Below are 25,767 nucleotides of genomic sequence, written 5' to 3'. Positions count from 1 at the left end.
AAAAAACTTTAGTTAGCTGGATGCTATTTCAGGATTTCGTCTAAAAGGTTTCTTGCGGGTTGCGCTTTTGCTAGTGCAGTTTGATGATCACCATAAGCCCGGACTAAACGTACTAAACCGCTTACTCCAGTTTTGAGTAATTCTAGTTCTTCACCCGCCAATAATTCACCATCTAGCATTCGTTGAACTAAAGGCTTGATGTCGCCAACTTCTTGACGTACCTTTTGCAGTTTTTCCACGCTGCTAAGTAAAGCTTTCAGCGAGTTGAGAATTTCATCAATATCTTGGCTACTTTCGGCTGGTGCGGGTGCATCTTGTACTGTGTCTGTGTCTTCGGTATTGGTAACTACATCTTGAGCAGTTGTTTCGCCTTTAGCACCGTTTGACTTTGCCATGAAGGTTTTCTCCAGAATTTTTCCCAGTCTATCGTTAAAACCCGTCATCTAGTAGCCTGCCCAGAGAACTTGGTTCGGGATAGAAAGCAGCTGACAGATGTAGGTTTAGGGTATGAGTATTCATTCTAAAAGCTAGAAAATGAAAGCCACAGACAAAGAAATTAGTTTATGCTGGAAAAAGTGAAAGATTAAGAAAATTTAAATTTTTCTCCCAGTGTACTCATGCAATGTATCGTAAATCGCCGCGCTCAATTTTCGGCTAGTCATCGCTATTGGCTACCCGAACTGAGTGAAGCTGAGAATTTTGAGAAATTTGGTGCTGGCTCAAAATTTCCTGGACATGGACACAACTATGTCTTATTCATTTCCCTGGCTGGGGAACTAGATAAGTATGGTATGGTGCTGAATTTGTCTGATGTCAAACAAGTCATTAAACGCGAAGTTACAAGCCTTCTGGATTTTTCTTATCTCAATGATGTCTGGGCAGAATTTCAAGAAACTCTACCCACCACTGAAAATATTGCACGGGTTATCTGGCGGCGGTTAGCACCCCACTTGCCTGTAGTCCGCGTACAGTTATTTGAACATCCTGAACTTTGGGCAGATTATATGGGAAACTCAATGGAAGCTTACCTCAGTATCAGTACTCACTTCAGCGCCGCGCACCGCTTGGCACATCCTGATCTCAGCTTAGAAGATAATACTGAGATTTATGGTAAATGCGCTCGGACTAACGGCCACGGACACAACTATCATTTAGAAGTGACTGTAAAAGGTGAAATTGATCAGCGCACCGGGATGATTGTTGATTTGGGTGCGTTGCAGAAAGCGATCGCAGATTATGTGGTAGAACCATTTGATCACACCTTTTTGAACAAAGATGTGCCTTATTTTGCTGAGGTTGTACCGACTGCGGAAAATATCGCCCTGTATATTAGTAATTTATTGCGATCGCCAATCCAAAATTTAGGAGCCAAGCTTTACAAAGTCAAACTCATCGAGAGTCCCAATAACTCCTGCGAAATCTACTGCACAGATACAGAATCAGATGCTGTTGGTGCAGTAGATAGCCAACCTGTTTTAGTTAGGTTGTAGTTTTGTTAGAGACGCGGAATTTTGCGTCTCTAATTTTTCATCAACAGAAATTCACGCAAAAGGATGACTATCCAGGAAAAGTCACACGGAAATGATAAAATTACTCCTTAGCTATTTAGTTAAGAATGAGTAATAATCAAATGCCCTCGATGCTTCATCCCTTGCAGATTGGTAAACATATCGCCCGTTATCCCATCATGCAAGCGGCAATGGCAGTCAGGGTTGCTGGCGCACAACTGGCTGGCGCAGTTGCTAATGCTGGGGGCGTGGGGATGATTGCTTCGCTGGGACTGGGTTTAGATTCTCCCTACTTTAATCAACGCAAACCGAGTAGTTTTTTTAGTGCCAATCGACTCGCACTGATTGATGAATTGTCTAAAGCAAGACATATCAGCCCTGATGGGGTGATAGGTGTGAATATTCTTGTAGGTACGAAAGATTACGCCCAATTAGCCACAACTGCCGCAGCCGAGGGTGCAAATTTAATTGTGACTGGGGCAGGAATGCCTTTAACTTTACCAGAATACACGGCTGATTTTCCTGATGTTGCCCTTGTACCAACGATCGCTAATTTTGATGCAGCCCAGTTTCTTTGCCAAACTTGGAAAAATCGATATAATCGTCTACCAGATGCCTTAATTGTGGAAAATTGCCAGAAAGTAGGCGGACATTTTACCCAATGCGAACAGATAAATGTTCCAGGGTTTTCGGTTGGCTGGGTGATTTCGCAAATTCGGAATTATTTAGCCGAGACGATGGGTGCAAGGATACCTGTGATTGTGACAGGTGGGATTAGCGATCGCCACGATATTGATCAAATGTTAGCAATTGGCGCTGATGGCGTGCAGATGGGTACTCGCTTTATCACCACAATTGAATGTGATGCCAATCAGCGTTACAAAGAACGTCATTTGCAAGCGAATTTAGCAGATATTGTCACTGTACCCAGTCCCGTCGGCAAACCGAGTCGTGCTTTACGCAATGCCTTCGCCGAGGAAATTATGACCGATTCATCACAGAAAAGGTTGTGTATTGCTAACTGTTTGGAAACTTGTTTGTTTCGAGACAAAGGCAAAACCTATTGCTTACTCAATGCCCTAGCGCAAGCTGCCCGTGGTGATGTGGAACATGGTTTAATTTTTTCTGGTGCTAATGTTAGCCACCCTGGGCGCATTATGTCTGTTGCAGAATTGATGGCAGATTTGACGGCTTAATATCAACAGTAAGTATAGCGACGTAAATATTTGTAGTTGGGAAAAGGCAGGAGGCAGGAGGCAGAAGGCAGGATTAAAGAGGGTTTTAGTTTAATTCACCTTTATTCATATAGTTATGTTTTTTCCCACCGACTTACTTACGAGTAACTTATCGCCAAATCTGCGTTGTGGCTAATGCTGCGCTTTAATTAACTTGAGTTCGACAAACATCACCACCAAGGCGAAAGGAAGACGAAAAATAATTCATCGAACTCACATTTAATTACAATAAAATTTTAAAGTAATTGCTGAAACTAGGAATTTTTAACATTAATTTATGAACATAAATGACATTCTCAAATCTTATACTGCTGGCAAAAGAAACTTCCAAAAACTGAATTTGCAAGAAGCTGAATTAACTAGTGCCAATCTTACAGGTGCAGACTTTAGCTATGCTGATTTGCGTCAAACCAGACTGGGCAGAACTAATCTTAGTCAAGCTTGTTTACGAGAAGCAGATTTGAGTGAATCTATTCTTTGGGGTATAGATTTAAGTGAAGCAGATTTATATCGTGCTGTTTTGCGAGAAGCTGATTTAACGGGTGCAAAATTAGTCAATACTCGGTTAGAAGAAACTAACTTAATTAAGTCAAGTTTGTGTGGTGCTAATTTGCATAAAGCAAACTTATCGCGTTCTCTACTGTTTCAAGTAGATTTGCGTCCCAGTTCTAACCAGCGCACAGATTTAGGATATGCAGTATTGAGTGGTGCAGATTTGAGTTACGCTGACATCAGAGCGGCTTCTTTGCATCACGCTAACTTAGATCAAGCCAAGTTGTGTAGAGCTAATCTGAGTAAGACAATACAATGGGGTAACTTAGCCGCAGATTTAAGTGGGGCGAGTTTACAAGGTGCAGATTTGAGTTATGCCAATTTAGAAGGTGCTGTTCTGCGAAAAGCCAACCTCCAAGGTGCAGACTTAACGGGGGCTATTCTCACCAATGTTGATTTTCAAGGAGCAATTATGCCTGATGGTAGCATTCATGATTGAATAGGAGCGATCGAGTAGTAGTCCATAGTCAGGAAGTGTTGTTCAATACCAGAGCTATGTGCTGTCCTAAGTGCGGCTCAAGCAATATCTTGAAAAATGGACACACTCACTATGGAAAACAACGCTTCAAGTTTAAGAAGTAAAAGGTAAAAAGATAATCCTCATAAATAAATTCAGGGACTTGTAATACCAATTCGCAATGACGCTCCTTCGTCGCTAACGTAATTAAGAAATCTAGCTCCAGTAAGACTTTCCTGATTTTTATATGTCCCATTCTTTTTTCAAATTGGTATAACCATAATTAAATAAGAGACTGACAGTGAATACATGAGTTCGCTTAAATTATTGAATTACTAACACTAATTGTTATTAAAATTAACAGGTTAAATATCAATAACTTGCGTTATTATCGACTAGCAATTATCAAAACTGCTGTGTGAGCCTGATTTAAATGTGGCTCTAAATATTTCCATTGGAGAGGTTAAGAAAAATGGTGCAAAGTATAGGCGGTATAGCTAAATATTCAGCTACCGACCTAGATAGATTTGCTCAAGAATTGAATAGAGATGGAATTTGTGTGATTCCTCATGTTTTTGAGCAAAAATTGATTGAAGAGTGGTTAGAAGCTTTTGAAAAGTTATTTCATGATCGTCAAAATCAACCTGGTGGTTTAGCTCCTCGTGAAATTTCTCGCTACTATCTAACCTTGCCTTGGATTTACCCGTTTGCTAATGAGTTGGTTTTTGCTAACCAAGTAATTATGGGTATTCTTCAGCGCGTGTTTTATCAAGAATACGTAATGGTTCAGTTAGGGGTTGATGTCCCTTTCCAAGGTTCAGATTTTCAGGAAACTCATCGGGATTTTCGTCCATTGTTTTGCGATCGCATCGTTACACCTCTTTACGCCTTAGCAGTTAACTTTCCGCTTGTGGAAGTCACCGCAGACAACGGCCCGTTTCAAATGGCGAGAGGAACTCATGTGTTAGGGCGTGAAGAGGGATTACAAAAAAATTGCTTCAGGTGAAATTCCGATGGAATCATTTTATATGCAGCCTGGGGATGTGATGGTGCGATCGCCTTTAGCACTACACAGGGGTTCACCAAACCGGACAAACCAGCCCAGACCAATGGTAGTCATGGGTTACGTTATGCACTGGTTACACACACCAAAAGTAGATTTGACTCTGCCACAAGATTATTATGATATTCTCCCAGAAGAACTAAGGCAGATGCTACGGTGTGAGGTGGTAGAGCAATTGTCTAGGAAAAAAGTCGAAACTTATATCAATTTCAAATATTAGTTGTTTGTCATTAGTCATTAGTTATTAATGACTAATGATGAGGCTGCTAATTAAGAACTTTTGACTATTAACTATGGAATATATTAATCCAGTCTACCAAGGTTATTTTGCCGATCCATTTGTTTGGCAATACGAAGGCGTGTATTATGCGATCGGTACTGGTGCAGCAGAAGCAGAAGGTGCCGTAGATGATATTAACAGTAATAAAAAATCCCGTGTCTTTCCTTTGTTGCGCTCCTTCGATTTTGTGAATTGGCATTTTGTTGATAACGCACTGCTACGACCAGACCCAGCCCTTGGCAATAATTTTTGGGCTCCTGAAGTTGCTTACCATAATGGACAATTTTATCTCTACTACTCTGTAGGACATGAAGACAAGAATCATCAACTGCGTGTAGCTACCTGTGATAGTCCCTTGGGGCCTTATCAAGATATTGGCGAACCACTAGTAGATCCAAATTTTTGTTCCTTTGCCATTGATCCACACCCATTTCGTGACGACGATGGGCAGTGGTATTTGTTTTATGCTCGCGATTTTTTGGATACAGAAGATGGTGTGCGTGTAGGTACAGCATTAGTTGTAGATAGACTACAAAGTATGACACGCCTTGCTGGTGAGGAGAAGGTTGTTTTACGGGCGCAGTCTGATTGGCAAAGGTTTTTAGCCAACCGTTTGATGTATGGTGAAATTTATGATTGGCATACTTTAGAAGGCCCTTGTGTTCGTAAGCATGAAGGTAAATATTACTGCTTTTATAGTGGTGGACGCTGGGAAACAGAGAACTATGGTGTAGATTATGGTGTTGCTGATAATGTAATGGGGCCTTACTCTGATGCTGGTAACGAAACTGGGCCACGAGTATTAAAGTCTGTGCCTAATTTTGTGAGAGGGCCAGGACATAACTCTATTGTTGTTGGGCCAAATGGTCACACAGAATATATCGTCTACCATGCTTGGACTCAAAACATGGATATGCGACAAATTTGTTTAGATAAACTCATTTGGACACCACAGGGGCCTCGTTGCCAAGGCCCTACCTGGACAAGGCAGACTATTACTTAGAATTTATGCCATTGCCAAGCATGGGTAATAATTTCATGCAAATTTGGGTATTGAGGAGGGGAATTAAAGAATACAAGTTGGTGAATTGCGATCGCGGGTCAATGCAATGTTAATGTGAGGCGACACATTATTGATGTGAAGCGATGCAATGTTAGTGTAAGGCGACACATCGTTGATGTAAAGCGATACATTATTAATATGAGCTGACACATCGTTGATGTGAGGCGACACATTACAATTGCAGGGCGGTGAATTTCTCCCTCCCCACAACTCTTTCCCTTCTTACTTTACTTGGACTGGTGTGTACACCGTAGCTCTGCTTCAAAGAAGGGCTGGGGGAGAAGTTAAAACAAACTTGTCGAACTTAGGTTAGTTATCTCTTCAAAGTAGCGGGACATTGCACTGTCGAGGCAAGGCATGATTTGACCGCGATCGCTACCAAGTACACTATAAGTTGGGCGAGGAGCAATTAAACCAAGTTGTTGTGTAGGTAGAGCAACTAAATTCTTGATGCTCACACCTGCTTGTTTTGCGGCTAATCGAGCTAAATCAGCCCAAGCGATCGCGCTTTTGTTAGCCAAATGCCATAAACCGCTTTCACCATCAATTAATAAATCGAGACTCGCGTGAACCAAATCCGGCACATAAGTAGGCGAAACAACTGCATCTTCAGCCGCTACAAAAGTATTACCAGCACTCAGTTCACGTAAGGCAATTGTCACAAAGTTATACTCATCCCAAGGGCTGAAAAATGCACTAGTACGAATCACTAATGATGCAGGATAAGCTTGCAATACTAACTTTTCTGCCAACACTTTACTACAACCATATACATTGAGGGGGGCAGCGTTATCAGTTTCTACATAAGGGTTAGTTACAGCACCATTGAATACTAAATCTGAGGAAAAAGTTAACAGTGCTGCGTTATGTTGAGCGCAAGCAGTAGCTAAAATTGCTGCTCCTTCAGTATTGATTTTTAAACAAATATGAGGCTCGCGTTCTGCATCATCTACGCGCACATACCCCGCAGCGTTGACAATTGCCCAAGGCTTTAACTCGCCCAGCACTGCATCAACAAAAGCAGGATCTGTAATATCCATTTCTTGCCGTGACAGTAAGCAATATGTAATTCCGCGAACTTCACACAACCGCGCAAAAGCTTTGCCTAATGTTCCTCTTGCGCCAACTATGATTAAAGGGTGAGTAGGGAGTTGAAAGTTGGGAGTGGGGTAAGTTTGTTTTCCACTGACTATTTCCCAGTCCGTACTCCCCTCATTAATACAACTAACTGCTGGATAGAGCAAACGCTCTGAGCGATGCCACCATCCTGGTGTATTTAATAAGGGATGATTAGGTTGATGACCAGTAGCTAAATCACAAACTAATTTAGCGATCGCAGTTGGTCTAGGATGGGGAGAACGTAAATCAAATACGCCTGATTCATAATAGCCGACGGCGCGAGTTAATAAACTATTCCAGTCGTAGCTACCTAAAAGCGCCCAAGCTGTAATCGCACGAATATCTATACCTTCATTTTGTAATTTCTGAGCAGCATTCCAAGCTTCATAAAACCAGCGCAGTTGCTCCTCACGAGTGCAACTAAGATGAACTTCAGTAACAGCTATTGGTAGATTGTAGCGTTTCCATGCTTCTTGCAGTAATGTATACACGCCTGCCACACTATCAGCACAAACTCTCACAGCCTCGACATCGGCATAATTATCCCGCCCATTACCACCATGTGTGCAAGCTGGATAGTTTTCTAGATTTTCATCTAAAAAGCGATCGCTTGTTAAGTAATGGTTAATGCCAATGATGTCTGGTGGACAATAAGAATTTACACAAGCTGTTTGCAGCTGGGTTTCACTCATGCCACTTTTACATAAGTAATCCCAGATAAAATGATTTTGGTTGATGCGACCACACAATAAATCAAAGCTTAACCAACGGCGTTCGTTTTCAAATTCTGTTTGATAAGCTAGTTTTGCTGTACTGTAAGTCTTACCCAAATCTTCTGTTTGCACCAGTTGAGCATTAAGATTAACTTCTCGAATTGCTTTCATAGAAAGTGCGATCGCTTCACACTCCACCAACAAAGCACGGATAAAAGTTAAATTGTCTCGTCCATGAGGATACCAGTGACCGTACATTCCACTAAATCGTGCTGTTGTCAGTGGTTCATTGACAGGCGTGTAATGTTTGATCCAAGGATATCGCTCTGCAACCGCACGGGCAAACACAGCTAATTTTTGCGGAAATGCTGGATCTATCAAACTAGTATCACGCGGCCCACTGCCATGATGTACCAAGCCCACAATCGGAGTCATACCAAGTTCTTGCAACCTTCCCAGTCGCTCATCTGACCATGACCAATCAGCATTATCTAATCCATTAGGTGCAACTCTTTCCCACAGCACCGGGTAACGAATTTTCTTGATCCCAAGTCCAGCAAATAACTCCAAATCATCCAACCGGACTGCATGACCATTGCGTTCTAACTGGTCAAAATATTTTTCACCCACACGATTGACTGTACACTCAACACCAGCCCAAACTTCCAGGGGATGTTTTAAATTGTCAGTAAAAGTCATAACTTATACTAATTTGTTTAACCGAACCGTATTAGCTCGGCAGAATTATTTAAGCCTGAACAGCAATTTGCTTGTAAACAGACAAAGCTTGAGCAACACATTGATCCATGTTGTAATACTTATAGGTTGCCAGCCGTCCTACAAAATATATTCCTGGTGTAGCATCGGCTAATGCCTTGTATTGCTTGTAAATCTCCTGATTTTCCAGACGTGGTACGGGATAGTAAGGATCGCCTTCAGCTTTAGGAAACTCGTAAACAATACTAGTTTTAGAATGTTCCTGTCCAGTCAAGTATTTAAACTCAGTCACACGGGTATAAAGATGTTCATTGGGGTAGTTAATAACTGGCGCAGGCTGAAATACTGGAGCGTTGTGTGTTTCGTGCTTGAAATCAAGTGAACGATAAGGTAGCTTGCCGTAACGATAATCAAAAAACTCATCAACTGGCCCGGTATAAACCATCTCTCGACAAGGTATTGCCTTTTCAATTTCTTGATAGTCAGTGTTCAGCATTACCTTGATGTTGGGGTGATTTAACATATTTTCAAACATCCGGGTAAAGCCATGTAGTGGCATTGCTTGATAAGTATCGGTAAAATAGCGATCGTCACGATTGGTACGTGTAGGAATTCTGGCTATTACTGATTTATCAAGTTCTGATGGATCAAGTCCCCATTGCTTCTTGGTGTAACCCCGGAAAAACTTTTCATACAATACTCGACCAACTTTGCTAATCACCACATCTTCTGATGTGTGTATGTATTCTTTCGGTTCAGCCAGTGATTTAAAAAACTCTTCCGCCTCAAAAGCATTAAGATTCATACCATAGAGTTTGTTAATCGTGTCCAGATTTATGGGAATGGGAACCAATTGTCCATCCACGCTGGCACGAACGCGATGTTCGTAAGCACGCCACTGGGTAAAGCGCGAAAGATATTCAAAAACTTCGCTGGAGTTGGTATGAAAGATATGCGGCCCGTATTTATGAATTAAAATTCCATCTTCGTTGTAATGGTCGTAGGCATTGCCGCCGATGTGGTTGCGTTTATCTACAACTAAGACTTTCTTACCGGACTGAGTAGCTAAACGTTCAGCAATCACACTGCCAGAAAATCCTGCACCAACAACTAGATAATCAAAGACAAAATCTCTGGTAATAAAATTTGGTGCTTGTTTACCTGCAACTGCACCATTGGAGTTCATTTTATCTTCTTTGTCGTGAATAGCGATCGCTGAATCTATCAGCTTAATCATTGATGCCAAAGTCCGATCCCAAGAAATCTTTTCTAAAAAAGTATCGACTCGACTCAGCCATCCTGATTCTGCATTATCTTCTTGCATCGCCTGTTGGGCGGCGGCGACAAACTCATCAACTGTGTCTGCAATTCGCACCAGTTTCGACTCTCCGTAGGGACGAACTACATCTCGAATCGAAGTAGAAACTACAGGTTTAGCGGCGGCTAAATACTCTGGTGTTTTCGTAGGACTAATAAAGCGGGTTGCTTCATTGCGCGCAAATGGCAACATCGCTAAGTCCCAGCCTGACAAATATTGAGGTAGTTCTTGATAGTCTTTACTACCGAGATAATGAATATTTTCAGACTGGGGTAGAATTGTGGGATCAATTTTCACCACTGGGCCAATAATCACTAAATGCCAGTCGGGACGCGCTTGGGCAACCCCACGCAATGGCGTTGCTGAATCACAAGATGAATTATGCGATCGCTATATCCTCGCGGGGGCTTTGCTCCCGCATTGGAATACAACGATGCTGGAGATAATAAACTAACAATCTAATAGAGAGTTCCAGCATTTCTACTGACTTAGAATAACAAAAAGTCTTTCTATGTAATCGGGCTAAATAATGTCTTAATCTGCTATTTTCACCTTCTACTCGTGTCATATAAGTTTTACACACAAGATGGTCTTCTTGATTAATAAAACATGGATAAACCGGATAGCCATCCGTTACATAAAAATATGAGTTCCACGCTTTAATCCTCTGCCACAACTGTTGAAAAGTTTCTGAACTTCTATCTCCTAAAACCCATCCTAAAATCCCCGAAGTCTTGTGGTTGACTACACTCCATACCCAAATTTTGTTTTTTTTGACCCGACAAAAGTTTCTAATTCATCAATTTCAGTTATTTCAGGTATTTCAGCTGTTTCGGGATGTTCTGGTAACTGACCACCCATTTGTTTCACCCAATAAATTACTGTTGTATGATGTACTTTTTTTACTCTTTCTATGGCACGGAAACCAGAACCATTAACATACATTTCTAAGCATTCTCGTTTAATTTCGTCACCATAACCCTTTTGATTGTGATATTCAATAAATTGACGACCACAATCTGCACAAATGTAGTTTTGTTTACCTCTTTGTCTACCGTTCTTACGGATATGAGAGGAATTACAACGCGGACATTCCATGAAGATTCACCCTAATTCATATTCTCATTATGCAACGCCTAATTCACCATATCCTGCGGCGAACCGCACATCTGCCATTGCATCGACAACATCTGCACTAGTTTGAGTTAACTCCAGTAACCGCGTCAATTCCGAGTCCACAATCTCAAAATCCGCAGGTGACAATGCACTCCCCGCCAAGCGGAAAAAAATTCGCCGGGTCAGCAGCATAGCGCCGCAAGATTTCCTCAATCACCCCACCGCCACCAATCGTAGATTCAGTTATCCAAATTTCTTCTACTCCCTCGGAAATAGCAGGTGCATCTGGTGGACGCGGGCCAGGATCGATATCTAAAATCAGGTCGCCCAAGTCAAAATGAGGACACAATTGTCCGCAAGCATCCAGCAGCGCACCTCCCAAGGTCGCTTTAAAACGTAAAGCTGCCCAAGAATGCCACTCCTCATCAGGTTCTGACCAGAGAATCGGTGCCAGGTCATTTAATATAGTTTGGATGATATCTGCGTTGCCAAGTGCCAGCAATCTATCATGTACCCTCTGCCGTCCCTGAATTTGTTCCGGTGCAGATTCCCCTTCTTCTAGTAAAGTTTCCTCAACATTCAATGTTTGGAAGATATTGTCCAGAACCCTTGCCATTTCTTGACCCATATTTTCACCCAAAAGCGCCTCAAAAGCTTCAAGTAGGGAGATTTTGGCTGTCAATGCGTGGTCGGTAAGCATCGATATATAAATTTGATAAAGCCATTCCCGTTGAAAGACATTTGTTAATTCACACAATCTGTCATCTGTCAATACCCGATAGCGGAAATATGCCGTGCGAAACCCCCGAATTTTCTCTTGATTGGCATCGCTGGGACTAATAGTAAAATTAGGCGGAATCCGAAAGCGAAATACTAGACCGTCAACAGATTGGGCAAATCCCACAGCCGCCGAACTACCATCCTGTTTCTGGGTGAAGCGAATTGTTGTATCAAGTTCCTGCCCATTGTCGAAGCGGATGTTAGCATGGGATGCGATCGCAAACCGCCGCACTTCAAGGGGCGATTGTTGAGTGTGAGTAAAGCAACAAACTTCTGTGATAATTTTGCACCAGGGAGAACCTTGAGGCAGTTCGAGTTTTATTCCTAAGTCGGGTGGTATGATTTGACTGCGCCATTCCAATTGGGCGTTAGAGGTAATTGAAATATCGGCAGGAACTTGGGTAGGATTAATTGCCCAAGGGCGAATGCAGCGAATATCTACAATTTGCCTATCTTGCCACAATTGAAAATACCCTGCTTCTTCAAACTCAGCACAATAATCTTCTACGGGGAATTCTTGTTCTCTTTGTTGCAAATCTGACGGAGCAATCCAGTGGGTTGCATAAATATGCTGCACCCCAAAACGGCGCGTCGCCCTGCCTGGGGTAAAGGTTTTCAGGGCTTGGACAATTGGCATAGAATTAACATCTGGCTCACTGTGGTGCGTTTGTGGTGGTGTAGTAATCGTTACTTCTGGCAACAGCAGGTCACTAAATAAGTTCGGGGGAACAAAATCAGGTAAGGGGTCACGGGTTTGATAGTCTTTGTCTGATTCATCTTGCTGAATCGGAAGGCGCTTCCAACCAGACTCTAAACGCCGTAGCAAAGTCGGAAGTACCGCCATCATTAATGACCTGGGTGGTTCCCAAAGAACTGCTTCGACTTCATCTTTGGTAAGGTGTAGTGCTGATTGCAGATATGTTTCTAAGTTGCGTTGTCCTGCTTCTGTTTCCAGGATGTTTTTGATCAGTTTTATTTCTAGTCGCTGACGGTTAATTAAGTATAAATCAGTAGTAGCAAAGTCTCTCCAGACACTTCCTCTAGTTGCAGCTAATTGCTGTCCAACCCAATCCATAAAGGCGAAAACTGCTTGAATGCGGATAACATAGCGGTTGGCGATGGGAAGCGATCGCTTTTCTAAAACCGGATTAAACAGCATATCGTAGCCTTGATAGGCGATTCTGTCCCGTCCGTAATCAGAAAGCACAACCACTGTCCAAGGTCGCATAGTTCTGCGTCGTCCCGCCCGTCCCTTCCTTTGCAAGAAAGATGCCATATCTCGCGGTGCTTTGTGCTGGATGACACCTCCAACTTCTGGGTCGTTAAATCCCACTTCCAGAGATGCAGTAGCCACAATCACATCTGCATTTGGCGTAACTCCGGTATCTTGGGAACTGGTGCGCCCAATGCTTAAAGGCAGTTGCAAACCGTGACCGATTTCTTCACACAATAGCCAGGATTGTGCGGCAATCAGCCTTTCTCTACCATCAGTTGCACTATGCGATCGCAATGCTGCTAATGGTTGTCGTCCTCGCAAGGGACGACCCCAACTGTCTCGACCTTCGGCATCCAAAAGGTTGTGGAATAAGCGATTGGTAACATCTAAGTCATCAGTGAAAGCGAAAACACGGGAACCATAGAAACCTCTGCTAGGGGGGTCTTCAGATGGGTCGAGTACGCGCCGCAGCAGCATCGCCGTTTGGATGCTGGTAGATAAAAGACTTGTCCCTGATACTGGGTCGCCTCTAAGAACTAATTGATACTCCATCCCCTCAGCAATTTGGTCTTCACCAGGAGAAATTTCCTCCACTGAACCAGGGTTTAAACCTGTGAGTTGACTGAAAAATTCTGCTGCACTTTGTAGAGTTGCTGAAAGTCCGGTAAATTGGACTTTCTTGTTAATGATTTTCTGCCAACGCCGCAGCAGGTAAGCAACTTGTGCGCCGTGGATACCTGTATAAGTATGCACTTCATCCAACAAAACTAGCTGAGGCTTTTTCGCCGCCGCGATGCCAAATACATGACCGTAACGGGAGTCTCCCATAGACCGATTGAGCATTTCTGTGCTGGTAAAAACTAGGTCTGGGGGAGTTTTCGCCATGCGATCGCGCGTCAAAATTACTTCATCTTCTTGGATAACAGCACCGCAGGATGGGTTGAGACAAGAAAGTTTTTCTCTACCCGCTTCCACATCAGCCCGTCGCCAAGATAGCGCACCTTCACATCTGGGACACCGCAGGTAAGGACAAGTAAAGCCACCACTTTCAGCTTCCCATTTATCTTGTACCCGATCTAAAGTTGCGCTTCTGGGAGTTAAGCCAAAAAATGCACCAATGAGAATTTTACGCTTACCTTCTGCCTTGAGGACAGCATCGAGACGACGTGCTTCTTGATAGGTTTCAGAAAATTGGTCTTTGAGGAGTTCGTTACGGGGATAAATTGCTAGTCCCTTACTCCAATACTCATCCTTTTTCAACAAAGCTGCAATATGCGCCAGCGCAGGTAAGTAAAAAGATAAAGTCTTTCCGGTTCCTGTCCCAGCACAGACAATCATCCCACGACTTTTTTGTGCTGTTTAAATCCTGCAACATCCGCCTTGTAGCGCGTAGCTGGAAGTCTGCAAGTTGAACTTCACCGCGATCGCGAGAACATAGTATTGCTGTAACCGCTTTCTGCTGTAAGGGAGTTAGCAGTTTGTCTGCTGCCAACTGCTGAATTACTGCTTCTGGCGTAATATACCTGTTAGGATAAATTCTCGGACGGATTTGTAAGCGATAATCAGCAACTAAGGTAGGAGATGTTTGCCAATTATTATTCGGGAACAGTTGGCGAAGACGAGCAAATAATCTCACTGCTTCCGCCATCCGGGTGCGGAAAAGGCGATCGCCTCTAAGATTCAATTCAAACAACAATTTCCGTTCAAGGATTTGGTCTAAAAAAGCCCAAACATCCTCATCAATTTCGCAAGTATTTAGAAAATCTTCCGCAAGTTCTACAATTTCATTTTCAGAAAATCCACCATCAACGATTCCCCACGTCAAAAGTTGGACTTCTTGGCGTTCCAAATTATCTAAAAACTCTCTAATTATTTTATCCCAATTAGTAGTCACCCTTACTCTGCCCCTACCTTCTCTTAAATCAAGCGAATTTTTAAAGAATCAGAAATACCATGTTGATTAATCCAATCTTGAACTTCTGGAGTTAAAAGATTTAAAGGCGCTCCTTGATTGGCTGCTGCTCGCAGGAAATGCAATACCGCTTCCGGGACTTCATCAGAACTGAGAGTATTCCAATAATATTTTAATTGTTCAATTTTACGTTCATATATCGCAAATTCAGCATTATTTTTGGGATAAGTAACGTTTTTTATTTCTCCATCTATAATCTGAATTTGCAGAACTGTATGTTTAAAAGCTTCTACTTTAGCTAGTAAATTGAGTATTTCATTCTTAGTGCTAGGCATTTGTTGGTCGCGGTAGCTTTTCCATGCTTCGCTCAGTTGCTGTTCTAGCGTAGTTTTTAGACTATCTATATTTGACTTTAAAAAGCTACCTTTAAAATTTTTATTATCAAGAATCCAATCAGAATTTTTTTTGTAAATTATCCTCAGCATTGAGAATGAAATTTAATACTGACTCTGCTTTATGAGTTAAATCAATATTGTTAATACCCTTTTGGCGAAAAGCTTTTAATGCTTCCACAAGTGGCTGAATGGTTACAACAGCCTCAGTTATTTGCTTTTGCCTAGTTTGAATAATTTGAAGATTAGCTGCAAAATTTTGCAGAGATTTTTTACGTTGAGATAACTCTATTAGTTCCTGTGATTTTTCTAAGAGCATTTTGTATCCCCCTTAATTTCATTCATTAGATTCCGTAAGTTGGCTAACCCCTCACAAATTTCTTGAAAACTTGATTCTACTGTTGCACCTTCAGATTTTTCTAATTCTGCAATACGACTTTTTGCTTCAAGAATCGAAGCATCTAGAAAATTATTAGTGTTCTTAAGAAATTCTGAAGAATCAGTAATGACTTTTTGATAATCTTCACTCAAGTACTGAAGTAATTTACCGATGTTACCTTCTGGGTTTTCTTTTTCAGTTTGTACGCGTTTCATTGTATCTTTGTAAGGGTTAATTGCTGTACGCCTGAACTGTTCTAACTCAGTTGTTATCAAGTCCTTTTTAGCACCAAATACACCTGCATCTTCTGCTGCTTCCATTGCAGATTTAAGAACGTCAATCACATCCTTTTTCTTAACATCTTCTCCAAATTCAGATATGAGACGCTGATAAATATCTAGCTGTCGTTCGTACTCTTCTTGGATGGCTTTCTCTAGAAGTTCATCGACTTGTTGACGTACCTTTTGTAACTCTGGAAACTTATCGCTGACATCTTCAGGAATTTGCTGTTGAGGTTGCCAAGATTTACGTACTTGTGCTAAAGGCTCAACAATTTGAATAGCATCAATAATTTGAAATGTTGAATTACTACCTTTTGTACAAGCAATTCGACTTTTAACAATATCTAATAATGCTTCTCGGTTTCTCTTGAAACTAAAAGTATCAAACAGCTTTTTCCAACTAGATGCACGAGTCGTATCATCGTTTTTATCTAAGTCGATAAACAAAGAATTAATCAAATTTTCGAGCGTATTAGTAGGATACCCTGCCATTGTGGCACTAATCGCTAACAATTCCACCGCAGCAGGTACGGGGTTCCAAGGTTCACCAGACTCTCGGGGATAAAGGCGAATTTTTTGGATGACGTACTGACTCCAGCATTCTAGATACTTTGCGTACATACGAAAATAGCGATCGCCATTTTCAAACTTCCAGTTACCGAATTTATTGTACTTTAATATACCTTGAATTACGTATACAGTTTCTGTAAATTCCTTATCATCATCTGGGTTAAGAGGCAGCGATACAATAATTCCAGAATAACGTGTTCTCTTAAGTTTCTTTGGGTTATGGAAAATGAGATTTTCTTGCTTAAGTAACTTACCACCACTACCGATGAAACTACCCTTCAGCAGCATTTCCGTATCCCATTCGATTTTTTTGATAATAGCGGGGAAAAGTAACTGACGAATATGTTGTGCAAGCGTATCTGAGAGTTGTCCTTGATTATTCCAACTGTTGAGTTCTTCCAGCTTTTCTTGTAGCGAAGTATCAATCTGATATTCCCCTGAAGGTTCTACAACCCTTGGCGGTACTCGACGATTTTCGGGTATAACCTGCGGAATTTCTTTCGGTTTAGTCTTGACATCAAGCAGAGGTAAGTTAAACGCAGTATGAACTTCTGGAGACAAATTGCAAAGTTCATTACTATCATCCCACAAATCTAAAAATATCTCCCGACGCTTTGAATTTTGTGGATCTTTAGTTTGAATATGTAACTTTACATCAGTACTCAATCTCATGTTACCAAAGTAGTTTCCTAAAGTAACTGAAGGAAAAGTTCCATTTTTAATATCATCAATAGAATTTTCTAGAGTGTGTTTTAAAACATCTCTGATTAAAATTCGGGGATTAAATTCACCTGGATTTACCCTACTAAACATGTGCGCTAAAGCTTTAGAATTGAAAGGATAAAGACCCATTCCCTGAACATGTCCAAATCCTGTATGACAAGCGTGGGAATGTTCGCATTCGCTACAAGCACTTGGTAGTTCATCTCTATTTTGAGAATTTCCCCAATTTTCAATTTCCCTTTCTTCTAAACGAACAGCATTCAAATATCTCGCAACAAATACCTGAATATCATTCTGAGTAATTAAAGATTGTTCACCAACTGCATCAATATTAAGATTGACACTGAAGGTAACACGCTGTTGTACTGTATCAAATGTTTTAATTAACCCTTCAAAGTAACCTGTAGTACAAGCTAAAGCTGTACGCATAGCACATAAAGGCTTATTTTCTGCTTGCTGCGGTCGTGCTAAAACGGCTTCTAATACCTCTCTATCAATACCTTGTAATTTCGCAAAATCTTCAATTAAAAGCACTAATTCAATATTTTTATCCGCTAATGTCTCTCGAACTTCCCGCATTAATTGTTGCAAGTCTTCTCGACCAAAATTTAAAACTTGGGTGATGGCTTCATCCAAGTGTTCGTTCAACCAAATTACAGTTTGCTTCTTTAGATCCTCATCATTTATTAATAAACTATAAAATTCTCGTGCCTTTTCTCCAGCTTTTTGAATATCTAAAATATTAAGTGGCAAATCTTCGATAGAAACTCACGACGTTCGTTAATATCTTCAATAGTATTTTGATATCCCAGTGTATGAATTACCAAACGATGAATAATTTTTCCATCTTTTAATAAATGTTCTCGAAAAAAAATTATCATATAACAAAGCAGGTAATTTTTCAATTAGATAGTCCTGAGTCTCTTTATCAGCAAGTTTAGCCCGTGTATGTTGTCCGTTAATACCAACTTGAAAAGCTAAATTGTTTAATAATTGTTCTCTTGCACCTTTATCTGTAAAAGTACGACTCGATTGATTTAAACGTTTACGGTACTCATCTAATTTATCTACCTCAAATTCCGCAACATTTAAAATTTTTTCAATGATATCTTTTAAATTTGTCCCAATTCTGGGAATTAGCAGTACCTTTCGTTTATCAGTTGATTTTATATTAGCTTGCAACCAACGAATCAGGTGAGATTTTCCAGTACCTGATTCACCTAAAACGGGTACAAAAGCAAAATTTTTTTTCAGCTAAAAAATCATGAAAAAACTGCAATTCATTGTATTCGCTCTTCGATAATGCCTTAATAGAGTCCTGGCGGTACATTGCAATCGGATGATGTGTAGCCAAAAACAAATGATTTGCAGTTTGGGTTGCTTCTACATTCATCACCTGACGAATCATATCCAGATGCCAGCAGACAAACTTTTCAAAAGTCATGATTTTTCTCCTTTCCAAATAATGTGAGAAATTCGCCCATGATCATCCACTTGGTTATTGACTTTTGGTAAAATCATCAAGGCTGCATCAGATTTTCTCTCAAGCTGAATCTCACCCTCATCTTGAAGTCTGAATAAGGCAAAAGCCGTACTTGTAGAAAGAAAATTAGGTTCCCGTGTGCCAATTTGGTTTTCTACTTCTTCTCGAAACTTTCCGGTTTCAAATAAAGGGCATCGTTTTGCTAATCTATTAATAAAATCTTGAATTGTAATTTCTTGTCGTCCATTAAACAAATGCTTGAGATTTCGTTTAAAATAAGCAGTTGGATCTGGAACTGTTACAGGTTTTCCTCCTAAAGTATGACCCCATGCAAAACCCAGGTAGCGCATCCAGTCATCCATTTGGACAAAAAGGCGACTGCTTGACATTTTCAAAAAATCGCCTACTTTTTGTTCGCTAACCAGATTTTCTACTTCTTCCCAAGTTCCAGGCGCATCATAAATATTCTGTGCTAAATACCAAGCACAAACTCGACCAAAGTCTTCTTCATCTTCGTTATCAGATGCAAAAAATAGATAAGTGAAAGTATCAGGTAATAGCCTGTCACCAAGCTGAGGATTTATTGCGTCTTGTGGTAAATTTGGATTAATTGCAACTTCTTCATCCTCTTCAATTAAAAGTTTACATTTTATACTTTCCCTAAGAGCATCATTGAACATGGGATGTGACATTTTTTTTGTCTTTCAATTTCTCCTTATTTTCTGGCACATGTTCAACTAATTTATCAGGAGATAATATGCTTTCTAATACGTCTCTATTCTCTCTTTGTCCTTTAACATGGAGTAAATATTTAAATATTCCTCGCATTCTACTGGGGTGAGCTAAACCTGTTTTTAAAACGCTCATATACTAATCTCCGTACAAAATACATCAAATTTAAAATATCTGCCAGAAAAAACATTAATTAGTCGTCTGTCTTCTCTGTTTGGATCTGGTGTGTTTATAGGAAGTAAAATAATGCGTGTTGTAGTTGACGTACTGTAATTTGATAAATATTTTAATGGGAGAGGCATCCCTGGAAGATGAAAAATCAGAGTAGGAATACGTGGCATGAGTACAGGTTCGTAACTATCAAATAGAAATATAAATGAGTTATGTATTCTACTAGGTTCTTGCAAAAAATAATGATAATCTGGAGAAATTACAATATTCCTCATTCCCTGTTCTATTAACCACCTAAACAATTTTTTACCTCTTTGAAACTTATTCAATTGTTCCAGGGAGTCATAGAAAATAAGCAAGATTCTTTCATCTGCAATCACTCTTTGCATTTCTTGACCGAGAATAAAATTGGGTTTTTGCCATACAGGTCTGGAACTAGGCATAATTCCTGGAAATGGTGTAACGCCATTTTCTCTACAAACGGGACAACCCCCACAAGCGCGAGAAACTATAACCGGATTTCTGGTTTCTGGAGTTTGACGGGAGGGAATGCCATAGGCCTCCGCAAATATTTCTGAAATACAACGTTTAGCGTTTAAAGCTTCTTTCATCAATTGCAAGTTTTTATAACTCCAGCTTTGGCGTTTCTGGCGCACTGGTTCAACTTCAGTTTCCCAAGTTAATTTTTTATCGTGCAATTGATTACAGATACGAATAATGCGAGAATTGCGGTACAAATCCCAAGCTGCTTGATAAGCTTCTTCTGATTGTGATTCAAAGTTTTTCCTCTGGGGAGGTTCTGCTGAGTCAATTTCAATTAGATTTGCTTGGTTCATCAGCGTCAAAGTACGTATATTCCAAGCCCTATTTTGGTAATTTATTTTATCAATAGTTTTGTCTTGAAATGAACGAGGCGTTTCTATTGGTACACGAAAGCGTCCATCACCTATAGTTTCTTTTTTATAAAACATAGTTTGCCAACGTTGCAAACCCAATTCAATAGTTATTGCTGATTTATCATTTAGCCCTTCAGCAATTCTGAAGTCTTCCTTTGTATATAATGTGAGTGATAATGAAGCTTTCCCGTCTCGTCCTCCTCGTCCAACTTCTTGATAGAAACGGTCAATAGTTTCGGGAATACAAACATGAATTACCGCTCGCACATCTGCTTGGTCTATACCTAATCCAAAAGCAGAAGTAGCAACAACTATATCAATCTTTCCTTCCCGCCATTTTTCAATTAATTGCTCCCGTTCCTGAGTAGTAGATTTACCTGTCATCAGATCACATCTTTTAAATCCGGCGCGGGTTAATTCTCGTTTCCAATCCTCGACATCTTTAACTTTAGTCCCGTAAATAATTAACGGGCGAGGAAGATGATAAACTGCTTCAATTAGCCTTTGTTGTCTAACTTCTTCACTGGGACATTTGTTAAACCAATAAGCAGGTTCTGGTCGCAATTGTACAGCAGATATAACTTGTAAATCTTGACCAAATAATGTTTCCAGGGTGTCTAAACAAGATTCAGTTAATGTTGCTGTTAGTAATAAAGTATTAAAAGAGCTAAGACGTAATAAATCTTTTCGCAAGCCAGGAATTTCTTGAAAAGCTGGACGAAAATCATCACCCCATTGCTCTACCATGTGTGCTTCATCGATAATGAAATACCGTAAAATTCCCAGTTTGGCTGCTTCGTACAGAGCAGGTGCAAGGGAATCCATTAAACTTTCAGGAGAGGTAAAAATTATTCTTTGAGTTCCAGCGCGAATGCGATCGCGTATCCCTTCCCTTCTTTCTTTACCCTCCACAGTATCATCGCTATAATACGCTGTGGCATGGTGTACAAAAGATTTCAATGCCCGTTCTTGGTCAATAGCCAACGCAGTAGTCGGGACAACTACCACACTGACACCATTATTGTTTCTGGAGTTCAGCAATGCAGGTAGTTGAGCGCAAAGGCTTTTTCCCGCACCTGTAGGTAAGTTAAGGATTAAAGTTGAATTATCAGGAGCAGTCAAAACTGCACGAATTGCTTCACGCTGTCCGATACTACGATAAGCATCTAACTCTACGAGCTGCAAAAACGGATCGCCCGCAACTGGTTCATAATTCCGTCGGTTTTCTTCTTGAAATAAAGGTGCATCTGGCGGATATTGGTCAGCAAGATCAAGCCATTCCGGTTGCCAAGGACGGGCACTGATGAGATAGTGTTCTTTATCTTCACCCCATACGGTTATACTAGCCTGCTCCCAAATAGTGCTATCGAGAAAAGGCGGTTTTCGAGGTATTTGGAGATAAATTGGAGAACTTCCACCCTGTTTTTCATCTTCCCGTCGCAACACATGACGCACTAGGCTAACAATATCCCCAGACCCAGGCGAGTTTTGCAGCGCATCCAATAAGCGACAATGACAAGGTTCTGTAACATTACTAATATCCTCAGGAATTTTACCTGTTTTGAGAATTTCCCGAAGTTCTGAGAAGGAATCATTCATAAATCATCCTCCTGGGATTGCACTGGAGTTCGCCCAGAAACGATAATAAAGCCAACAGAATCAAGACGAATACTAGGATGACGAATTCCTTCGATAATTAGTTGATTTAATGTCGTTTCGTTATTGAGTTCTTGCTCCAGTACCTTATTAGAAATATGCTCTTGGTTAATAAGTCGGTTTAGACGCAGGCGCAATTGGTCTAATCTCTTACCTAACTTTTGTTCAGCACGGGTGGCGCTATCTTCACATAATGCAATAAATTCGGGACGTTGGCTGAGTAATTCTAAAGACTTACTACGCGCCTGATAGCAAAATTCTGGCCAATTGCTCGAATCTATAAAGTTATCAAGAATAGATAAACGACTTTTAGCTAAGTTGTAATCTCGGCATTTACTCCCTTTGCCTTTATAAGACCGTTTCAGGATATTTAATAGAGTCTCATCTTCAACAGCACACATTGGTTCATATCTGGCATCAATAAATACACTTTCTACAATTGGCGGGAATAACCCATCGACACGTCTTTGCAAAATTTTAGATTTTGTAGTAGTTTCTTTGTAATTTGTTAAATTTGTTTCAATAACGTAATTAAATCGGAAACCATACCACTCTTCACCTTCGCCCGCGTCCCAAGTTTCTTCAACTCGCCACATCGCAAAAGCTTTACCTCGGTCGTCCCAATGGATATAAGATGATAGTGCTTCGATAAATTTTTCACCAATACGGTAGAGTTTCACATCAGGCTGTTGATTTGCTACCCTACGGTTAAAAGTCCCAAATTTTTTCTAAAACCCCGGCAAAATTGCTGCTCAAATCATTGGCTGGAATTAATGTATTTCCGGTAGGTTGATAACGCTTTATTGTCGATAAATTAGGATTAGCGATCAACTTAAAGTTCAAGGCTTGACAAATCCAATTTTCAGTTATTTCCTGGATTTCTTGATGACGGGCATCATAATCGTCTAAAGCTTGAAAATATTGGGTAGCATTGTCCTCCAAAGCATCTATTTCATCTAGGGCATTTTGTTCGCTGATTTTGACTTGTTCCTGCTCAATTTCTTGCTGAATTACATTGATACTTTCTAAAATTCCATCTGCACCAGATTTAAACAATATTTCTGCTAATACTGGTAATTTTTCATCTACATAAAACTGGAGACTAGCAATGGATTGCCCAAAGATATTAAACCCTTCTTTTAATAAGCGATACCAAGCATCATGGAGACTATCCGGTAAGTCTACGCCAGCAAATACTGTCAACTCAACTTTCAATGCACGGCCAATCCGGTCTATCCTACCAATTCTTTGTTCTAGGCGATTTGGCGACCAAGGCAGGTCAAAACATATCATGTAGTTGGTAAATTGTAAGTTACGGCCTTCTTCGCCGGAAGAATCGCAAACTAAAATAAAGCATTTGGGTTCTTTTTTAAATCGATTTAAGTTCTCCTCTACTTGAGAGGGAGTTTGTCCAACTTGATGACTGACAACAGTCCCCTCACCAAAACGATCGCTCAAGTAACGGACAATTTCGGTGCAAGTTTGCACAAAGCTGGTAAATACAACAATTTTTGGTAGACTGTCTCCGGGTATCGGTCTTTTGATCCGTTGTTGAACCTCTGTAAGCAATTTAGGGAGGTTGAATTTCAAGGATTGTAGTTTTAAAGGTTCGCAAAGTTGATAGAGAATTACTGTCTTGAGTAATTCTAGGCGATCGCCATCCTCTGACGGTTGTTCTAAAATTCGCAGCAAACTTTGCAATATCTCTGCTTCCCCAGCAAATTTAGGAGTTTCCGTCAGAGTACGAACGCTATCATTGCCAAACTCTTGAATGACTTCCGCAGTGGACACACCGTTTAAACGTGCTTGAATTACTTGTTTTAAAATACCCAGCCAAGTACCAGAAGCACGAAATAACAAAAGAAAAATTTGGTGATATTGTTTGTCATCAGGAGCTACTTCACGCCACTCCTCAATTAGTTCGTGGATGTCAGGCGATCGCTCATCTAAATCGTATTCGGCTCTGGGTGTAATATTACGGTCAAAAATCACATCTTCTACAGAAGCACGACGATTGCGAAGCATCCTTCTGTGAAGTCTGTAGGTATCGCTAATATGGGTACGAATTGCCCTGACCATTTCAACTGTATCGCCAGTCTTTGCTTGTAAACTATTTTCTAAATTGTCTACCAATTCCAGTAAATACTCATCTTGAGCAAACAGGTTACGGAGATTTTTGAGATTAGTTTTCAGGACGAAGGGGTTTGCACCTTCTTTAAATGACAGCAGAATTCGACCAATCTCTTGGCGTTTTACTACCCTTTCCCGAAAACCTGCTAAGTCATTAAGTTGATAAGTTGTCGGATCGAGCAGATGTAGCATGGCGAGAAAATCTTGCTCGTGGTTGAGAACCGGGGTAGCCGATAATAGAAGCAGGCGATCGCTTTTATGGGCAAGATGTTTACAAGTATCAAAACGCTGGCGCACTGCTGCATCGCTAGAGGTCGCCATTGCTGCGATGTGCTGTGCTTCATCTAAAATTACCAAGCCGATATTCGCTTTTGGGTTGATTTTGTAAATATCCTCAACCGCCAGCACTTCCACTCGCTTGTGAAAGTGGGAGATGTAAAACTTATTTTCTAATTCCTGCTGCCATTGTTCCAGTAAATATTGCGGAACTAGCACTACCGCATATCCAGAAGGTTCATCCAATAGGTATTGACGAAGAATCGCGCCAGCTTCGATGGTTTTTCCGAGTCCAACTTCATCCGCTAGTAGATAGCGTTGAATTGGGTCTTCAAGTACACGACGGACAACTTCAACTTGATGTGGATAAAGCTTAATATTGGCGGAAATTAATCCCGTCATTCCCCGACTAACAGCACGTTGTAAAATTAAGCTCTTAACAAAAGCGAAACGTCTATCGTAAAAATAGGGCGTTTCTTGACCTTTCATAGCCAAAGTCTCAATCGGGTCTGGTTGAGGTAAACTACAACGCACATAGACTTCCTGCTCACTTACTGCGATCGTCTTTTTATCAGGTAAGTCAACGCGATACTTGTAAAGTTCCTCATCCCATTCATAAATTCTGCCGATCAGCCATGCTTCTTGGCTTTCTAGGTAAATATAGCATCGAGTTTGGCGCTCCAGTTTACACTGAGATAGCGAACTTAAGGGTAAATTTCTTTCTATGCGCCGATTTATTGAGCAAAAATACTCAACTGTTGCTTGAGTATCAGATATATCAATTACCTTCCCTATGCCCAAGCTGTTATTTCGGGAACGTACCAACGAACCAAGTGTTATCATACTCCAAGTCTGCTCAGTACGTTAGCATTAACCTTCCCATAGCACCCATATAGCTGACTGTATCCCCTGGCTATTGGCTTTTTCCAAAATAGCTTCTCTAAGACAGAGACAACGTTAACGCGAAGCCTAGCATAATCTAGACTGAAGCAACAGCATAACTCTAGGTGTCCTAGCACCGTGGTAAAA

Annotated in this window: 22 protein-coding genes and 2 pseudogenes; 7 read left to right on the top strand and 17 right to left on the bottom strand. The window is 40.8% G+C overall.

Annotation, left to right across the window (positions count from 1 at the left end; all coding sequences use genetic code 11):
* Nucleotides 1–23: 23 nt before the first annotated feature.
* Nucleotides 24–395 (bottom strand): hypothetical protein, encoded by a 372-nt coding sequence (locus ACX27_RS22290; RefSeq protein ID WP_062298503.1) that lies wholly within the window; start codon nucleotides 393–395, stop codon nucleotides 24–26.
* A gap of 222 nt (nucleotides 396–617) precedes the next feature.
* On the opposite strand from ACX27_RS22290, the gene ACX27_RS22285 reads away from it, so the two are divergent.
* From ACX27_RS22285 to ACX27_RS22265, 7 genes are all read left to right on the top strand, one after another.
* Entirely contained in the window at nucleotides 618–1,490 is an 873-nt protein-coding gene (locus tag ACX27_RS22285; RefSeq protein WP_062295618.1) for a 6-carboxytetrahydropterin synthase, read from the top strand.
* Nucleotides 1,491–1,615: 125 nt separating this feature from the next.
* Nucleotides 1,616–2,704 carry an NAD(P)H-dependent flavin oxidoreductase gene (locus ACX27_RS22280; protein WP_235526326.1) on the top strand — a complete coding sequence of 363 codons (1,089 nt, stop codon included), beginning with the start codon at nucleotides 1,616–1,618 and terminating at the stop codon, nucleotides 2,702–2,704.
* 316 nt (nucleotides 2,705–3,020) lie between these two features.
* Nucleotides 3,021–3,734 carry a heterocyst differentiation pentapeptide repeat protein HetL gene (gene hetL, locus ACX27_RS22275; RefSeq protein ID WP_062295616.1) on the top strand — a complete coding sequence of 238 codons (714 nt, stop codon included), beginning with the start codon at nucleotides 3,021–3,023 and terminating at the stop codon, nucleotides 3,732–3,734.
* A gap of 56 nt (nucleotides 3,735–3,790) precedes the next feature.
* Nucleotides 3,791–3,877, top strand: a complete 87-nt coding sequence (locus ACX27_RS35825) for an IS1/IS1595 family N-terminal zinc-binding domain-containing protein (RefSeq protein WP_418006841.1) — start codon at nucleotides 3,791–3,793, stop codon at nucleotides 3,875–3,877.
* A gap of 347 nt (nucleotides 3,878–4,224) precedes the next feature.
* Entirely contained in the window at nucleotides 4,225–4,758 is a 534-nt protein-coding gene (locus tag ACX27_RS22270) for a phytanoyl-CoA dioxygenase family protein (protein WP_235526325.1), read from the top strand.
* Between the two features lie 7 nt (nucleotides 4,759–4,765).
* Entirely contained in the window at nucleotides 4,766–5,035 is a 270-nt protein-coding gene (locus ACX27_RS34215; protein WP_235526324.1) for a phytanoyl-CoA dioxygenase family protein, read from the top strand.
* A gap of 73 nt (nucleotides 5,036–5,108) precedes the next feature.
* Nucleotides 5,109–6,098, top strand: a complete 990-nt coding sequence (locus ACX27_RS22265) for a glycoside hydrolase family 43 protein (RefSeq protein ID WP_062295613.1) — start codon at nucleotides 5,109–5,111, stop codon at nucleotides 6,096–6,098.
* Nucleotides 6,099–6,161: 63 nt separating this feature from the next.
* Here the strand turns inward: ACX27_RS22265 and ACX27_RS32555 are convergent, their stop codons facing one another.
* From ACX27_RS32555 to dpdE, 16 genes and pseudogenes are all read right to left on the bottom strand, one after another.
* Nucleotides 6,162–6,308: a hypothetical protein gene (locus ACX27_RS32555; RefSeq protein WP_158507415.1), complete on the bottom strand. Its 147-nt coding sequence runs from the start codon at nucleotides 6,306–6,308 to the stop codon at nucleotides 6,162–6,164.
* 134 nt (nucleotides 6,309–6,442) lie between these two features.
* Nucleotides 6,443–8,689 carry a family 1 glycosylhydrolase gene (locus tag ACX27_RS22260; protein ID WP_062295612.1) on the bottom strand — a complete coding sequence of 749 codons (2,247 nt, stop codon included), beginning with the start codon at nucleotides 8,687–8,689 and terminating at the stop codon, nucleotides 6,443–6,445.
* Between the two features lie 49 nt (nucleotides 8,690–8,738).
* Nucleotides 8,739–10,379, bottom strand: a pseudogene (glf, locus tag ACX27_RS22255) (UDP-galactopyranose mutase); the annotation flags it as partial.
* Between the two features lie 25 nt (nucleotides 10,380–10,404).
* Nucleotides 10,405–11,123 (bottom strand): annotated as a pseudogene (locus tag ACX27_RS31140) (IS1 family transposase).
* A 145-nt stretch (nucleotides 11,124–11,268) separates the two neighbouring features.
* A complete protein-coding gene (gene dpdJ, locus ACX27_RS22245; protein ID WP_083468801.1) occupies nucleotides 11,269–14,475 on the bottom strand; it encodes a protein DpdJ in 3,207 nt (1,068 codons plus the stop codon).
* Nucleotides 14,384–15,031, bottom strand: coding sequence for a hypothetical protein (locus ACX27_RS22240; RefSeq protein WP_062295608.1), 648 nt, complete (start codon nucleotides 15,029–15,031; stop codon nucleotides 14,384–14,386). Before ACX27_RS22240 ends, dpdJ begins: the two co-directional genes overlap by 92 nt.
* Nucleotides 15,032–15,054: 23 nt before the next feature.
* Nucleotides 15,055–15,534 (bottom strand): hypothetical protein, encoded by a 480-nt coding sequence (locus ACX27_RS22235; RefSeq protein ID WP_062295606.1) that lies wholly within the window; start codon nucleotides 15,532–15,534, stop codon nucleotides 15,055–15,057.
* Complete coding sequence (locus tag ACX27_RS22230; RefSeq protein ID WP_062295604.1) at nucleotides 15,503–15,760, bottom strand: hypothetical protein; 258 nt, start codon at nucleotides 15,758–15,760, stop codon at nucleotides 15,503–15,505. The genes ACX27_RS22235 and ACX27_RS22230 overlap by 32 nt, the downstream gene beginning before the upstream one ends.
* A complete protein-coding gene (gene dpdH / locus ACX27_RS22225) occupies nucleotides 15,751–18,147 on the bottom strand; it encodes a protein DpdH (protein ID WP_062295602.1) in 2,397 nt (798 codons plus the stop codon). The genes ACX27_RS22230 and dpdH overlap by 10 nt, the downstream gene beginning before the upstream one ends.
* A gap of 36 nt (nucleotides 18,148–18,183) precedes the next feature.
* Complete coding sequence (locus tag ACX27_RS22220) at nucleotides 18,184–18,576, bottom strand: hypothetical protein (protein ID WP_062295600.1); 393 nt, start codon at nucleotides 18,574–18,576, stop codon at nucleotides 18,184–18,186.
* Nucleotides 18,577–18,610: 34 nt separating this feature from the next.
* Nucleotides 18,611–18,838 carry a hypothetical protein gene (locus ACX27_RS22215; protein ID WP_062295598.1) on the bottom strand — a complete coding sequence of 76 codons (228 nt, stop codon included), beginning with the start codon at nucleotides 18,836–18,838 and terminating at the stop codon, nucleotides 18,611–18,613.
* Entirely contained in the window at nucleotides 18,835–19,569 is a 735-nt protein-coding gene (dpdG, locus tag ACX27_RS22210; protein WP_144427511.1) for a protein DpdG, read from the bottom strand. The genes ACX27_RS22215 and dpdG overlap by 4 nt, the downstream gene beginning before the upstream one ends.
* The gene (locus ACX27_RS22205; protein ID WP_062295594.1) at nucleotides 19,547–19,744 is read right to left on the bottom strand and encodes a hypothetical protein; all 198 of its coding nucleotides are present in this window, start codon (nucleotides 19,742–19,744) and stop codon (nucleotides 19,547–19,549) included. Before ACX27_RS22205 ends, dpdG begins: the two co-directional genes overlap by 23 nt.
* Nucleotides 19,741–22,275, bottom strand: coding sequence for a protein DpdF (dpdF, locus tag ACX27_RS22200; protein ID WP_062295592.1), 2,535 nt, complete (start codon nucleotides 22,273–22,275; stop codon nucleotides 19,741–19,743). The genes ACX27_RS22205 and dpdF overlap by 4 nt, the downstream gene beginning before the upstream one ends.
* Nucleotides 22,272–23,012 carry a hypothetical protein gene (locus tag ACX27_RS35475; RefSeq protein WP_335337731.1) on the bottom strand — a complete coding sequence of 247 codons (741 nt, stop codon included), beginning with the start codon at nucleotides 23,010–23,012 and terminating at the stop codon, nucleotides 22,272–22,274. The genes dpdF and ACX27_RS35475 overlap by 4 nt, the downstream gene beginning before the upstream one ends.
* Nucleotides 23,013–23,040: 28 nt before the next feature.
* Entirely contained in the window at nucleotides 23,041–25,581 is a 2,541-nt protein-coding gene (dpdE, locus tag ACX27_RS22195; protein ID WP_335337730.1) for a protein DpdE, read from the bottom strand.
* Between the last annotated feature and the right edge of the window lie 186 nt (nucleotides 25,582–25,767).

The organism is Nostoc piscinale CENA21 (assembly GCF_001298445.1).
In the GTDB taxonomy this organism is placed as follows: Bacteria; Cyanobacteriota; Cyanobacteriia; order Cyanobacteriales; family Nostocaceae; genus Nostoc_B; species Nostoc_B piscinale_A.
This window is presented reverse-complemented; position numbering and strand designations above follow the sequence as displayed.